Genomic DNA, 12701 nt, shown 5'->3' with positions numbered 1-12701 from the left:
AGCGCGCCGGCCTGATGCGCGAGGACGGCTACATGCCGAAGATGGGCCGCGCCCTGATCGCCGACTCCAGCGCCGCCATGGTGGGCTCGCTGCTCGGCACCTCGACCACCACCAGCTACATCGAATCCGCCGCGGGCGTCAGCGCCGGCGGGCGCACCGGCCTCACCGCCATCGTCGTCGCCGTGCTGTTCTTGCTGGCACTGTTCTTCGCCCCCCTGGCCGGCAGCGTGCCCGCCTACGCCACCGCACCGGCCCTACTGTTCGTGGCCGTGCTGATGGCCTCGGGCCTGGCCGAAATCAACTGGAGCGACATCACCGAAGCCGCCCCCGCCCTGGTCACCGCACTGGCCATGCCCTTCACCTACTCCATCGCCAACGGCATCGCCTTCGGCTTCATCGCCTGGACCGCCATGAAACTGGCCAGCGGCCGCGCCCGCGACCTCAACCCGGCGCTGGTGGTCCTCTCGCTGTTGTTCGTGGTCAAGCTGGGGTGGTTCAACGCATGAGTGCACAGGCCATCGACCCGGCTGGCTATACCCGCCAGCTCAATGAAAAAGCCGCGCGCCTGGCTGAACTGCTGGCGCCCTTCGGCGCACCGCCGGCCGAGGTGTTCGACTCGCCACGGGAGCACTATCGCCTGCGTGCGGAGTTTCGCCTGTGGCGCGAAGGCGAACAGCGCCATTACGCGATGTTCGCCCCCGGTGGTACACACACGCCTATCTTGATCGAACAGTTCCCCATTGCCAGCAAGCAGATCAATGCGCTAATGCCGCGGCTCAAGGCCGCCTGGCAAGCGGAGCCGGCACTGGGGTTCAAGCTGTTCCAAGTGGAGTTTCTGACCACACTGGCCGGTGACGCCATGGTCACGCTGTGTTACCACCGCGCGCTGGACGCCGAATGGGAACACGCCGCGCAACGGCTCGCGGCGCAGCTAGGGGCCAGCGTGATCGGCCGCTCCAAGGGCAAGCGGCAGGTGGTGGGGCGCGACTACGCCAGTGAAACACTCACCGTGGCCGGGCGGGCCTTCCATTATCGCCAACCCGAAGGCGCCTTCACCCAGCCTAACGGGCAGGTGTGCCAGAAAATGCTCGCCTGGGCCTTCGACGCGCTGGGTGAGCGCAACGACGACCTGCTCGAGCTGTATTGCGGCAATGGCAACTTCACCTTGCCGCTGGCCACCCGCGTGCGCCGTGTGCTGGCCACCGAGATCAGCAAAACCAGCGTGAATGCCGCGCTGCACAACTTGGCGCACAACGGGGTGGATAATGTCGCCCTGGTCCGGCTTTCCGCCGAGGAACTGACCCAGGCGCTCAATGGCGTGCGGCCGTTTCGCCGGCTCGAAGGCATCGCCCTGGAGCATTACGATTTCGGCACGATTTTCGTAGACCCACCCCGCGCGGGGATGGACCCCGACACCTGCGAGCTGGCCCGGCGCTTCGAGCGCATCTTGTACATTTCGTGCAACCCGCAAACGCTGGCCGCGAACATCGCGCAGTTGCAAGATACTCACCGCATCGAACGTTGCGCACTGTTCGACCAATTTCCCTATACGCACCACATGGAAGCCGGGGTGATGTTGGTTCGCCGATAACGTTCCGCGGCCCCCTTCCCTCGATGGGCGTACTGGACGCCGATCGGCACCGGCGCCGGCCGGTAGCACACCGCAGAGCGAAACGCGGCCCGGGCCCCAGGGCGACACCATGAATCTTCGCCGCACCGGCCCACTTGGCACAAAAAACGCTACTACCTTCCCGGCAAGGCGCTGGGGCGGCCCTTGATAACAGGTGCATACGCTGTTATCGCAGCCCGGGCCGGCATACCACGCTGCCTTGCCACAAGAATAAAGCCCTACTTACCTTGCTCACTAATAGCGCAATTGAAGCGTATACGCGGCAAGAAGGCTCACATTCAGCATTGGCATCGGGAGGTCGTTCACCATGAAACACACCGCGCATGCACTCAATGGCCAATGGCTGAAGGCCTATGATGCTTTCAGCACGCCGCAGGACTTTGCCACCACGTTGAAAAAGCTCACCGCCCTTGCCTGCGAGTTCGCGCCCTGGTCCATCAGCGGCATCCTTGCGGTGGACGTGCCCGGTGGTTTTGTCGAATTGGTGGCCGAGACCGGCAACCATGGGCAGATTTTTTCCCTGCTGCCCACCCGTTGGCCGCTGGTGACCAGCCCCTGCAAAACCGTGCTGGCCACTGGCGAGGTGTTGTTCTTCGAGGATGTGAAGCTGTGCAGCCAATATCCGCTGTACCAAGCCGAAGCCGTGGCCCAGGGTTTTCGCTCTGGGGTGGTGATGTTGCTTGAAGGCTGCGACCCGCAAGGCCGCCCACTGGTGTGGACGCTGCAAGCCCGTGGCGGTGCACCGGCATCCGCCGAGCAGTTCGCCGTCGCCCACGGCTTGGCCCAGGTGGGCAAGCGGGCCATCGAACGCGCCCTGGCCCATGAATTCGAGCAACGCCAGCGCCAGCAGTTGGAGGCGTTGTCGCGGCTGGGCACCGACCTCATGGATGAAGTGTTTCGTGGTGCCAACCTGGCGGAACTGGTGAGCCTGGGCGGGCGCAAGGCCGATACCCGCCTGGCGATCATCGACGCACTGGTGGAGCAAGTACACTACAGCCACCCGGGCGATTGCCGGCCCGCCGATCTGCTGGCCTGCGTCGAGCAGGCCGATAGCTGCCGGCAGGGCGACGAGGCGCTGGCGGCCCACCTGCAAAATCCCGAGCGCACTCCAGTGCTGATCGAGCCGGTAGTGATCGGCGGGCAGTTCGTCGGCGCCGTGGTGCTGCTGGGCTCGCAACCGCACAATGCAGCGGTCGAGCGCAACCTGTTGCGCCAAATCAAAGGCGCGGCGGGGACCTTGCTGCTGCGCAATTATGTCGAGTTGACCCAACGCAGCCGCGCGCTCAAGGCGCTGTTCGAGCACCTGGAAAAAGGCCAATGGGACACCAGCGCGGCGGTATATGCCCAGGCGCGGCGCTGCCAGTTGAACTTGCGCAAACCTGCGCAATTGCTGTTGATCAAGCGGGGCGAGGGCAGCTCCCAGGCCAACCTGGAACGCTGGGAGCGACGGCTGAGCGCTCAGGTGCCGGGCTCGACGCTGTGCGAGCTGGCGGAACACCTGCTGCTGCGGGTGCCCTGTGAACGTTGCGGGGTAGCGCCCGCGATGCTGGCGCGGCTGGCCAGCTTGCTGCAGGGGTTCGGCGCGCCGCAGCGGTTACCGCTGCGCATCGCCAAGGGCCCGGTAGTGGAGGCGGCCGAACACTATCCCCCGGCGATCAAGGCGCTCAAGCAGTTGCTGACGCTGGCCACCACATTTGGCCGCCATGGCCTGGTAGATGCGGCAAGCTTCGGGCCCTTCACCTTTCTGGCCGCCACGCTGGATGCGCAGGCAGCACCGGAGTTCGTCGCCCGCACCATCGGCGCCATCCAAGCCCACGACCGCCAGCACCACACCCGCCTGCTGGACACCTGCGTGGCCTTTAGCGAAACCGGCTGCCGCTACCAGGAAGCCGCCCATCGCCTCGACATCCATGTGTCGACCCTGCGCTACCGGCTGGTGCGCATCGGCGAGCTGTTCGCCATTGACTTCGCCAACCCCGACGCACGCTTCGCCCTGGAGTTGGCTGTTCGCCTGGATCGCATACTCAGCCAAGCGTCGGCGGCACCCGCCATCGCGGCGCCAACGCTGGTGCAGTATGGCTGAGGCACCACACTGCACACGGCATTACTGGACAAACTCGGTCTTCACTTCTTGCCACAGTTCCAGATATTGGGCGCGCTGCTCGTCGCTGATCGGCTTCATGAAGCGCAAGCGCGAGGTCACTTCCGGGGTGCCCATCACCGCACGGTTGAAAGCATCGGCCGGCAACGCATCGACCGCCGCCTGGTTGGCCGACATGGCCGCGCCCACTTCGGTGTCCCACTTCACGTAGAACGCCTTGCTGAGCATATAGTTGATGTACTGGGCGGCGGCGTCGGCGTGCTTGGAGGTGGCCGGGATGGTCAGCGTGTCGACCCAGGTGATCGCGCCTTCGGTAGGAATCACGAACTTCACCGGCAATTTGTAGCGGCGTACCGCACGAGCCGCACCACCGGACCAAATAGCGCCCATGTCGTAGGTGCCAGCGGCCATCCCCTTGAGCCATTCATCTTCGGAACCCCAGAAACTGCGGATTTGATCTTTGAGCTCCAGCAGCTTGGCCTTGATCGCTGGCATGTCGGCCGGGGTGTTGATGTCTTGGCCCGTGGCCAGGGCGGCGAGGCCGATGACGTAGATGGAGTCATCACGCATGGAGATGCGGCCCTTGTACTTCGGGTCCCAGAGGGCGTTCACCGAGGTCAGGTCATCTTTGATCTTGTCGGTATTGTAGGCGTAGGCATTGATGCCCCAGGCCCAGGGCACCGCGTACAGCGCGCCTGCGACACTGATGTCTGGGTGCTTTTGCAAGGCGGGGGTGATACTGGCGAAATTGGGGATTTTGCTGGGGTCGATCTTTTGCAATAGGCCGGCGGCCTGGATGCTGGGGACGAACTGGGTGTTGATGTTGACGATGTCATAAGCCCCGGGGTTGGTCACCATCTTGGTGCGCATTTCCTGGTCCGAGGTGTAATAGTCATGAACCACTTTAATGCCGGTCTGCTGCTCGAAGGCCTCGGTCGCGAACTTCTCGTCGGTGCCGTAGCCGCGCCAGTTGAGCACGCGAATCTCGGTGGCTGCCGCCGCCCCCAGGCTGGTGGCTAGCCCTGCCGCCAGTGCCACGGACCCCAGAAACAGCGAGAACAGCCTGTTGTGCTTCATCACCATCTGAATAACCTCGTCAATGCGCAGTTGTGGGTGTGGGGCAGCCAGCAAAAAAGTGGGGGCGTCAATCCAGCACGATGGTGTCTGCCGGCGCCCATTCGAGGTGGGCCTCGGCACCCATCGACAAAGCCGGTGCAGTGTTGTTTTGGGCGGTCAGGCTTACCTGCTGGGCGCCTATCTCGACCCAGTAGGTGATGCTGTTGCCGGCATAGATTTCATGGGCGATGCGCCCGCTCAGGCGGTTGCACGGTTGGCCAGGGCCGTTGCTGCCGGCGGCATGGAGTTTTTCCGGGCGCACGGCGGCGGTTACCCGGCTACCGATGCTGCGCCCGGCGCCGTGGCTGGAATGGATAACCTGCCCAGCGGGCAGGCGAATCTGGGTCATGCCGTCGGCCTGGCCGCAGACCACCCCGGTGAAGAAGTTGGCGTTGCCGAGGAAGCTGGCGACGAACTGGCTGTGAGGGCGCTCGTATACCTCGCGGGGCGAGCCGAGCTGCTCGACCTTGCCGCCATTGATGATCGCGACCCGATCAGACAACGTCAGCGCTTCCTGCTGGTCGTGGGTCACTAGAATGGTGGTGACCCCCACCTCGCGCTGGATCTTTTTCAGTTCTATCTGCATTTCGTCGCGCAGCTTTTTGTCCAGCGCGCCCAGCGGTTCATCCAGTAACAGCACGCGCGGGCGTGGCGCCAGGGCGCGGGCCAGGGCCACGCGCTGCTGCTGGCCGCCGGAAAGCTCGCGCGGGCGACGCTCGCCATAGCCCTCAAGGTGCACCAAGCTGAGCAACTCTTTGATGCGCTGGTTGATCTCGGCCTTGGAGCGGTGGCGCACCGACAGCCCGAAGCCGATGTTGTCGGCGATGCTCATGTGCGGAAACAGCGCATAGTTCTGGAACATCATGCCCAGGTCACGCTGGTTGATCGGCACGTTCAGCATCGGCTTGCCATCGATCTCGATGCTGCCTTCGTCTGGCTCGACGAAGCCTGCAATCGAGCGCAGCAGCGAGGTCTTGCCGCCGCCGCTGGGGCCCAGCAGGGAAAAGAATTCGCCTTGGGCGATGGTCATGGAAACGTTATTCAGGGCCAATGTTTGGCCATACCGCTTACTCACCTGCTTGATGTCCACCACGCTCATCTACGGCTCCCCTGCGAATTTGCTCAATCTTGCGAAAACGATCATCAGGCCCATGGAGAACAGAATGATGAGGGTCGAGATGGCGTTGATCTCCGGGGTAAAGCCCTTGCGGATCGCCGAATAAATTTCCACCGGCAACGTCGAGATGCCAATCGGGGCGAGAAAATACGAAATCACGAACTGGTCGAACGACAGCGCGAAGGCGAACAGCGCGGCGGCGACGATGCCCGGCGCCAGCAGCGGCGCGGTCACCCGCCAAAAGGTTTGCCAGGCGCTGGCGCCGAGGATCTGCGCGGCTTCTTCAAGCGAGCGGTTGAAGGCCTTCAAGCGGCTGCGCACGATGAACACCACGTAGGGGATCGACAACGCCACATGCCCCAGCAAGATCGCATGCAGGCCGCGGCCGATGCCAGTCCAGAAAAAAAACAGCATCATTGCCGTGCCGGTGATCAGCCAGGGCATGGTCAGCGAAGGCAGCAGCAACAGCTCGAACCAGGCTTTGCCACGGAAGTGATGGCGCGACAGGGCCAACGCGGTGAGGGTGCCGAGGGTGACCGAGAGCAGAGTGTTAACGATGGCGATGATGATGCTGTTGGCGGCCGCCTCCAGCAGGTCATCGTTGTGGGCCAGCGCCCTGAACCATTTAAGGTCGAACACGAAGGGCAATTGGTACAGTTCCGACTGGTTGAAGGCCATGATCATCATCACGATGATCGGCGTGTACAGGAACAACAGCACCAGCCCTACGTAACCTGGGGCGAACACGGCGCGCAATGCTTTCATCGTGGGCTCCTCAGTTCAAATGTTTGCGCAACAAGGGGAAGAACAGCGCCATCACGATAAGCACCACCGCCAGCAGAACGAAGCCCATGGCCGCGCCAAGGGGCCAGTTAAACGAAGTGGTGAACTGGCTTTCGATGATGGTGCCGAAGGTGATGCCCTGCTGCCCGCCGAGGACGCGCGGCTCCATGAAGGCGCCCACCACTGGCACGAAGATCAGAATGCTGCCGGCCACCAAGCCCGGCAGGCTCAGCGGCAAAATGATCCGTTGGAACACCTGGCGGTGGGATGCACCCAGGCTCAGCGCGGCCTCGGCCAAGGTGCCGTCGATCGCTTGCAGCGATACATAGCAGGTCAAGATCATGTACGGCAGGTAGGCATGCACCAGGCCGATGACGATGGCCTTGTAGCTGTAGAGCAGGTCTAAAGAGGGGCCGCCGGGCCATAAAACATGCAGCCATTGCCCAAGCAGGCCGTTATCGCTGAGCACCATGGTCCAGGAAAACGTGCGCACCAGCGCGTTGCTCCAGAACGGCAGTACCACCAGCAACAGCAGCGCCTCGCGCCAGCGGTTCTTGATCTGGCGGGCCAACAGGTAGGCCGCCGGGTAGCCGACCAGCGCACAAAAGAATGTTACCTCCAGGCCCATGATCAACGAGCGTTTCAGGTTAATCAGATACACCGGCTTGGTGAAGATATCCACGTAGTGGCTGAGGGTGAAGGTGCCGCCGGGCCCGGCGATTGGGGCGATGGTCAGGAAGCTGAAATACAGCATGGCCATCAACGGCAGAAAGATCGTCACCAGCAGCCACAGGTAGGTGGGCCCGGCCAGCAAGGCCAGCGAACCGAGCATTCGGCGATCCGCACTCATGCCCTACCCCGCGCGCACATCCGGTGAAATTCACCCACCGCCTGGGCGCAGCGCTCGAGCAGGGTCGGGTCGGCGCAGCGGCCGTCGATGAACTCCAGGTCGCAGCCATACACCGAGGTCGGTACCGTGGCAGCGCTGAAAAAACCGAACAGTGGGCGCATCTGGTGCTCCACCATCAGCGCGTGGCGCTGGCCGCCGCCGGTGGCGCTGAGCAGTACCGGGGTGCTGCGCAGGCTGAGCGGGGCGACCAGGTCGAACAGGTGCTTGAACAGCCCCGAATAGGAGCCCTTGTACACCGGGCTGGTCACAATCAGCCCGTCGGCGTTCTCGATGGCCTCCACCAGCGCCAGGCTTGGCGCGGTCAGCTCTTGCTTGCTGAAGCTGCCGCCGATGTCGCGGCCCATCTGCGCCAGGTCGAACGCCTCGATTGGAAGGTCACTGAGCTGGCGGAACTGGCTCACCAGCTCATCGAGCAGGGCCCGGGTCTTCGATGGCCGATACGTGTTGGCGGCCAGTGCAATGATCATGGTGTACGCCCCGTTCAGTCTTTTAGGTTGTCCCGCAGGGTATGGCCACTGTACTGGGTGCGGAACAGCCCGCGCCGTTGCAGCTCAGGCACCACGCTACGGCAAAAGGCCTCGTGGGAACCCGGGTGATAGATTGGCGACACAACGAACCCATCACAGGCCCGCGCTTCGAACAAAGCTTGCAGTTGGTCGGCCACGCCCTGCGCCGTGCCTACGATTTGGTCGGGCAACGCCTGTTGTGCGGTGGTCTTGAAGTCCATACCCGAGGCTTGTGCCTTGACCTTGAGAAAATCCACCGAGCCCTGGATGCCCTGGTTGCCTTGCAGGTCGGCGAGGGTCGCATCCCCGGTGAGCTTGCTGAGGTCGGCACCGACGTTGCTTGAACTCATGGCCAAGGTCAACTCCTGGTGGGCCAATGTATTCAGGTATTCGGCCTTTTCGCGAGCGATAGCGTCGGTCTCGGCCACCACCACGGTGGTTTGCACCAGGATCTTACAATCTTCGGGCTCGCGCCCTTCGTGAGCCCGCCGGCCCTTGATGTCGGTGTAGAAAGCCTGCATGGCCGCGAGCGAGCCGTGGGCGGTGAAGATCAGCTCGGCCCAGCGCGCGGCGAACCGCCGGCCGCGCTCGGACGAGCCGGCTTGCATCAGCACCGGGTGGCCCTGAGGGCTGCGCGGGATCGACAAAGGGCCGCGGGTGGATACCCAGCGGCCTTTGTAGTTGGCGTAATGCACCTTGCTGGGGTCGGCGTAGACGCCCTGCTGCTTATTCTGCACAAAAGCATCGGCGTCCCAACTGTTCCATAGGGCAAGGCACGCTTCGAGCACCTCGTCAGCATGGTCGTAACGCACCTCGCGCGGCAGGATCTGCTCGAAACCGAAGTTCTGTGCTTCAAGGTCGGTGGCCGACGTGACGATGTTCCAGGCCACCCGGCCCTTGCTTAGCACGTCCAGCGAGCCGAGGGCGCGGGCCAGGTGGTAGGCGTTGAAGAAGGTGGTCGACAGGGTAGCGCCCAGGCCCAGGCGCGAGGTGGCGCGAGCCATGATCGGCAGCACGGTCATTGGGTCGAGGTAGCTGATCTGGCCGCCGTATTTGACGTAGCTGTCCAGGCTGCCCTTGTGGATGTCGTACAGGCCCAGCAGGTCGGCGAAAAAACACGCATCGAAGCAGGCCGCTTCCAGCTCCCGGGCGATGTGCTCGTAGCGCTCAGGTTCAAGGATATCGTCCAGCCGCGCCTCGGGGTGCCGCCAGCCACCACCGTGAACAGCGGTCGGGCCGGTTTTCAAATACGCCACCAGGTGCATCATTCGCTTGGACATGGGCAGATCCCTGTGTTGGGGCAAGTGGCCTTACATTAGGGGCTCGCCCGGGCGGCGTCTTCACACGAAATAGAGGAATTTATCCGGCGTGTTCCTATGAAGTGGAGCATGGCCGCCCGCGCTAACCGCTGGCGAAGGCGGCCTTCGGCCGCGACGGTAGTGGGGATCTGCGGGCCGAAGCGCTGCGCCAGGAACTGCTTTATGGCAGAGAAACGCCCCGTATGGAACGTTGCGTACCGTTCGGCCCATTACCTTAAACCCACCACAGCGGAGCCGGGGTACAGCGGGCTCGCCAAGAACGTTTTTTTCACGCCGGCGTCACCCATCTCTAACCTTTCGGCGCCTACGCTCCTGGCGGTGTTCCCCCCCGGCCAGGAGCCACTCGATGCAGGCCATCAGCCACACCCACCGCCGCCGTGTTCCGTTAGCCGCCGCGCGACTGTTGGCCGCGTTGGCGGTGGTTGGGTTGGCCAGCCTGCATCACGATGCCCGCGCGCCGACGCCGCTTGCCGCCGGGCCAGCGCCAGGGCAACCGCAGTGGGCGCGCTCGCTAGACCCTAGGTTCAACCTGTTCCAAATGAGCCCCACGCTCTACCGCAGCGCCCTGCCCACATTGCAGAACGCCAGTACCCTACAAGGGTTGGGCGTACGTACGGTGGTGAGTTTTATCAAGGACGATGACCACGCGTGGTCGAAAGACCCGAGCATACGCTTGCTCAGCCAGCCCCTGCATGCTGACCGGGTAACCGACGACGAGGTACTGCAAGCCCTGCGCACCGTGCGTGCCGCGCAGGCACAGGGGCCGGTGCTGATCCACTGCAAGCACGGCAACAACCGCACCGGCATTGTCGCGGCGATGTACCGCATCGTGGTGGAAGGCTGGCCACGCGAGGCCGCCCTGGCAGAAATGCAGAACGGCGGCTTCGGCAGCGAAGACGACATGGCCGAGGCGGCCAATTATGTGCGCCATGCTGATGTTCAGGCCATCAGCCAGGCCCTCGACCGTGGCGAGGCATGTGCCCATGCGTGGTCGATGTGCGGTGTAAAGGGCTGGCTGAGCCGGCGGTAGAATTGCTCCGGACGGCCGGCGATGAGATACTGCCGCGATTGTGAATCCCTCTCATATAGCCTTGCCTCATTCGCCACCCCGCCTTCTACTGGTCGAGGACGACCCGCAGTTGCGCGCCGCAGTGGGCGAGCATTTACTGCGCCGCGGCTTCGACTTGCGCCCATGCGGCGACGGTGCTCAGGCCCTGGCGTTGGCCATGGCAGGGGAGCATGACCTGGTATTACTGGATATCCTGCTACCGGGGCTCGATGGCCTGGGCTTGCTGCGCCAACTGCGGGCCAAGCGGGCCGTACCGGTGATCCTGATGTCGGCCCTCGGCGCCGAACAAGACCGCATCAGCGGCTTTACCCAAGGGGCGGACGACTACCTGCCTAAACCGTTCAGCCTGGCCGAGCTGGATGCGCGCATCGATGCCTTGCTGCGCCGCGTGGCCTTGGACCGTAGCGGCCCGCCAGCATTCGATCTAGGGCTGGTATTCGACCACAGCGCCGAAGACGTGCACTATCTAGGGCGTGCCGCCGGGCTCACCGGCTCGGAATTTCGCCTGTTCTGCGTGCTGCGTGATCACCCTGGCGCCGCCTTGAGCAAGCCCTTCCTTTACCAACAGGTGCTGCACCGCCCCTACACCCGCCTGGACCGCGGCCTTGATGTACATATTTGCAATTTACGGCGTAAGCTGGGCCGCATTGGCCGCCATGACATCCAATTACAGGCGGTGCGTAACCAGGGCTATTTGCTCACCCTCAAGGCCACCCCATGAAACTGCGCCACTCGCTGCTGTGGAAGCTTGCGCTCGTACAGGTCGCCTTTTGCCTGCTGTTGGCTTGGTTATTGTGGAGTTGGGGGCTGCAAGTGGAACGCAATACGTATTTTTTACCGCGCAGCGACCGCCAGTACCTAGCCGACTACGCCGCCGAAGCCGAAGACGTTTGGGACTACCAGGGCGCGCCGGGCTTGGAGCGTTGGCGGGTGGGCCTAGAGGCGCGCGAACGCACCTGGGCAGCCGTGCTCGGGCCCCGCCTGCAAAGCTTGACGCCCACCCCGCTGTCGGCCGACGACATGGGCCACCTGACGTTCATGCGCAAGCTCGACTGGCCCATGAGCAGGCGCTTGCAGGATGAACTGCCCTACGTGAGCATGGATTTTCCGCGCCATCCCGAGCAAGGCCGGCTGGTGATGCAACTGCCCGAACGGCTGCTCCCAGCGGGTGCGACCATGACCACCTACGCGTTAACCCATGGCGTGGTGCCAGCTCTGCTTGCCCTGGCCCTGGGTGTGTTGCTGTACCGGCTGCTGGTGGCGCCGCTGGCCGAATTGCGGGAGCGTGCCAATGCCCTGCGCGCCGATAACCTCGACGGCTTGGCCGGCAGCGCCCTGGCGCATCGCGCCGATGAACTGGGCGAACTGGCCCGCGCGTTCGAGCACATGACCTTGCGCGTTCGCCAAAGCCTGGCGCAGCAACGGCAATTGCTGCGCACGTTGTCCCATGAAATCCGCACGCCACTGGCACGCCTGCGCATCGCCGGTGATAGCCCCTTGAGTGAACAGGCGCTGCGCGGGCGGCTGGGCGATGAAGTCGACAACATGCAACGGCTGGTCGACGACTCGCTGAACCTGGCCTGGCTCGACACCGAGCGGCCACACCTGAACGCCGAACCCGTAGTGGTGGCATCGGTTTGGGAGGCGCTGGTCGCCGACGCCTGTTTCGAACAAGGCTGGGCCCCCGAGCGGCTGCCATGCCAACTGGGCGCGGACTGCGTGGTGCGGGTGCACTTGGACAGCTTCGCCCAAGCGTTGGAAAACCTGCTGCGCAATGCCATGCGCCACTCCACCGAGGGTGGTAGGGTGACCCTCGCCGGCCAACGGGAGGGCGGCACCTGGCACCTGACGATCACCGACCAGGGGCCAGGCGTGCCGGCCAGCGACCTCGAGCGGATCTTCGAGCCTTACGTGCGTCTTGATGGCGCCCCTGGGCAAGGCTTCGGCCTGGGGTTGAGCATCGCCCGCAAGGCTATTGCCCTGCAGGGCGGCGAACTATGGGCCTGCCCGGCACAACCGGGGCTGCGCATGCACCTGCGGTTGCCCGCCGAATGTTAATAAAGTTAATGCGCTTTACTCTCAATTAGCATTCATTATCATCCTAGATCGCCATGGCCATGCGCTATTAGCAGGGCCGCCGTCTCGGAGAT

General features: G+C 63.7%; 12 protein-coding genes. 6 read left to right on the top strand and 6 right to left on the bottom strand.

Annotated features, from left to right (window positions below):
- The 3 genes from HAQ05_RS20180 to HAQ05_RS20170 form a co-directional block, all read left to right on the top strand.
- A partial coding sequence (locus HAQ05_RS20180) for an NCS2 family permease (RefSeq protein WP_190423828.1) occupies positions 1-506 on the top strand: 506 nt, incomplete at its 5' end.
- A complete protein-coding gene (trmA, locus tag HAQ05_RS20175; protein ID WP_190423826.1) occupies positions 503-1591 on the top strand; it encodes a tRNA (uridine(54)-C5)-methyltransferase TrmA in 1089 nt (362 codons plus the stop codon). The genes HAQ05_RS20180 and trmA, both read left to right, overlap by 4 nt.
- A 346-nt stretch (positions 1592-1937) precedes the next feature.
- A complete protein-coding gene (locus tag HAQ05_RS20170; protein ID WP_190423824.1) occupies positions 1938-3713 on the top strand; it encodes a PucR family transcriptional regulator in 1776 nt (591 codons plus the stop codon).
- A gap of 21 nt (positions 3714-3734) precedes the next feature.
- Here the strand turns inward: HAQ05_RS20170 and HAQ05_RS20165 are convergent, their stop codons facing one another.
- The 6 genes from HAQ05_RS20165 to HAQ05_RS20140 all read right to left on the bottom strand — a co-directional run bounded on the left by HAQ05_RS20165 (position 3735) and on the right by HAQ05_RS20140 (position 9443).
- Complete coding sequence (locus HAQ05_RS20165; protein ID WP_202988099.1) at positions 3735-4808, bottom strand: ABC transporter substrate-binding protein; 1074 nt, start codon at positions 4806-4808, stop codon at positions 3735-3737.
- Between the two features lie 67 nt (positions 4809-4875).
- Positions 4876-5946: an ABC transporter ATP-binding protein gene (locus HAQ05_RS20160; RefSeq protein ID WP_190423822.1), complete on the bottom strand. Its 1071-nt coding sequence runs from the start codon at positions 5944-5946 to the stop codon at positions 4876-4878.
- Entirely contained in the window at positions 5947-6729 is a 783-nt protein-coding gene (locus HAQ05_RS20155) for an ABC transporter permease (protein WP_190423819.1), read from the bottom strand.
- Positions 6730-6739: 10 nt separating this feature from the next.
- Positions 6740-7597 carry an ABC transporter permease gene (locus HAQ05_RS20150; protein WP_190423817.1) on the bottom strand — a complete coding sequence of 286 codons (858 nt, stop codon included), beginning with the start codon at positions 7595-7597 and terminating at the stop codon, positions 6740-6742.
- Entirely contained in the window at positions 7594-8124 is a 531-nt protein-coding gene (locus tag HAQ05_RS20145) for an NAD(P)H-dependent oxidoreductase (protein WP_190423814.1), read from the bottom strand. Before HAQ05_RS20145 ends, HAQ05_RS20150 begins: the two co-directional genes overlap by 4 nt.
- Positions 8125-8138: 14 nt before the next feature.
- The gene (locus HAQ05_RS20140) at positions 8139-9443 is read right to left on the bottom strand and encodes an LLM class flavin-dependent oxidoreductase (RefSeq protein WP_190423813.1); all 1305 of its coding nucleotides are present in this window, start codon (positions 9441-9443) and stop codon (positions 8139-8141) included.
- A 385-nt stretch (positions 9444-9828) separates the two neighbouring features.
- Here HAQ05_RS20140 and HAQ05_RS20135 point away from each other — a divergent pair, with 385 nt between their 5' ends.
- Genes HAQ05_RS20135 through HAQ05_RS20125 form a run of 3 tightly spaced genes read left to right on the top strand, consistent with a single transcriptional unit; the run spans position 9829 to position 12609 of the window.
- Positions 9829-10512 (top strand): phosphatase domain-containing protein, encoded by a 684-nt coding sequence (locus HAQ05_RS20135; RefSeq protein WP_190423811.1) that lies wholly within the window; start codon positions 9829-9831, stop codon positions 10510-10512.
- Positions 10513-10552: 40 nt separating this feature from the next.
- Positions 10553-11272 carry a response regulator gene (locus HAQ05_RS20130; RefSeq protein WP_190423809.1) on the top strand — a complete coding sequence of 240 codons (720 nt, stop codon included), beginning with the start codon at positions 10553-10555 and terminating at the stop codon, positions 11270-11272.
- On the top strand, positions 11269-12609 hold the full coding sequence (locus HAQ05_RS20125) for a HAMP domain-containing sensor histidine kinase (protein ID WP_190423807.1): 1341 nt from the start codon (positions 11269-11271) through the stop codon (positions 12607-12609). Before HAQ05_RS20130 ends, HAQ05_RS20125 begins: the two co-directional genes overlap by 4 nt.
- Positions 12610-12701: the final 92 nt, after the last annotated feature.

Source organism: Pseudomonas typographi (assembly GCF_014694385.1).
GTDB lineage: Bacteria > Pseudomonadota > Gammaproteobacteria > Pseudomonadales > Pseudomonadaceae > Aquipseudomonas > Aquipseudomonas typographi.
The sequence above is the reverse complement of the archived record's forward strand: the minus strand, read 5'-3'. Positions and strand labels throughout refer to the sequence as shown.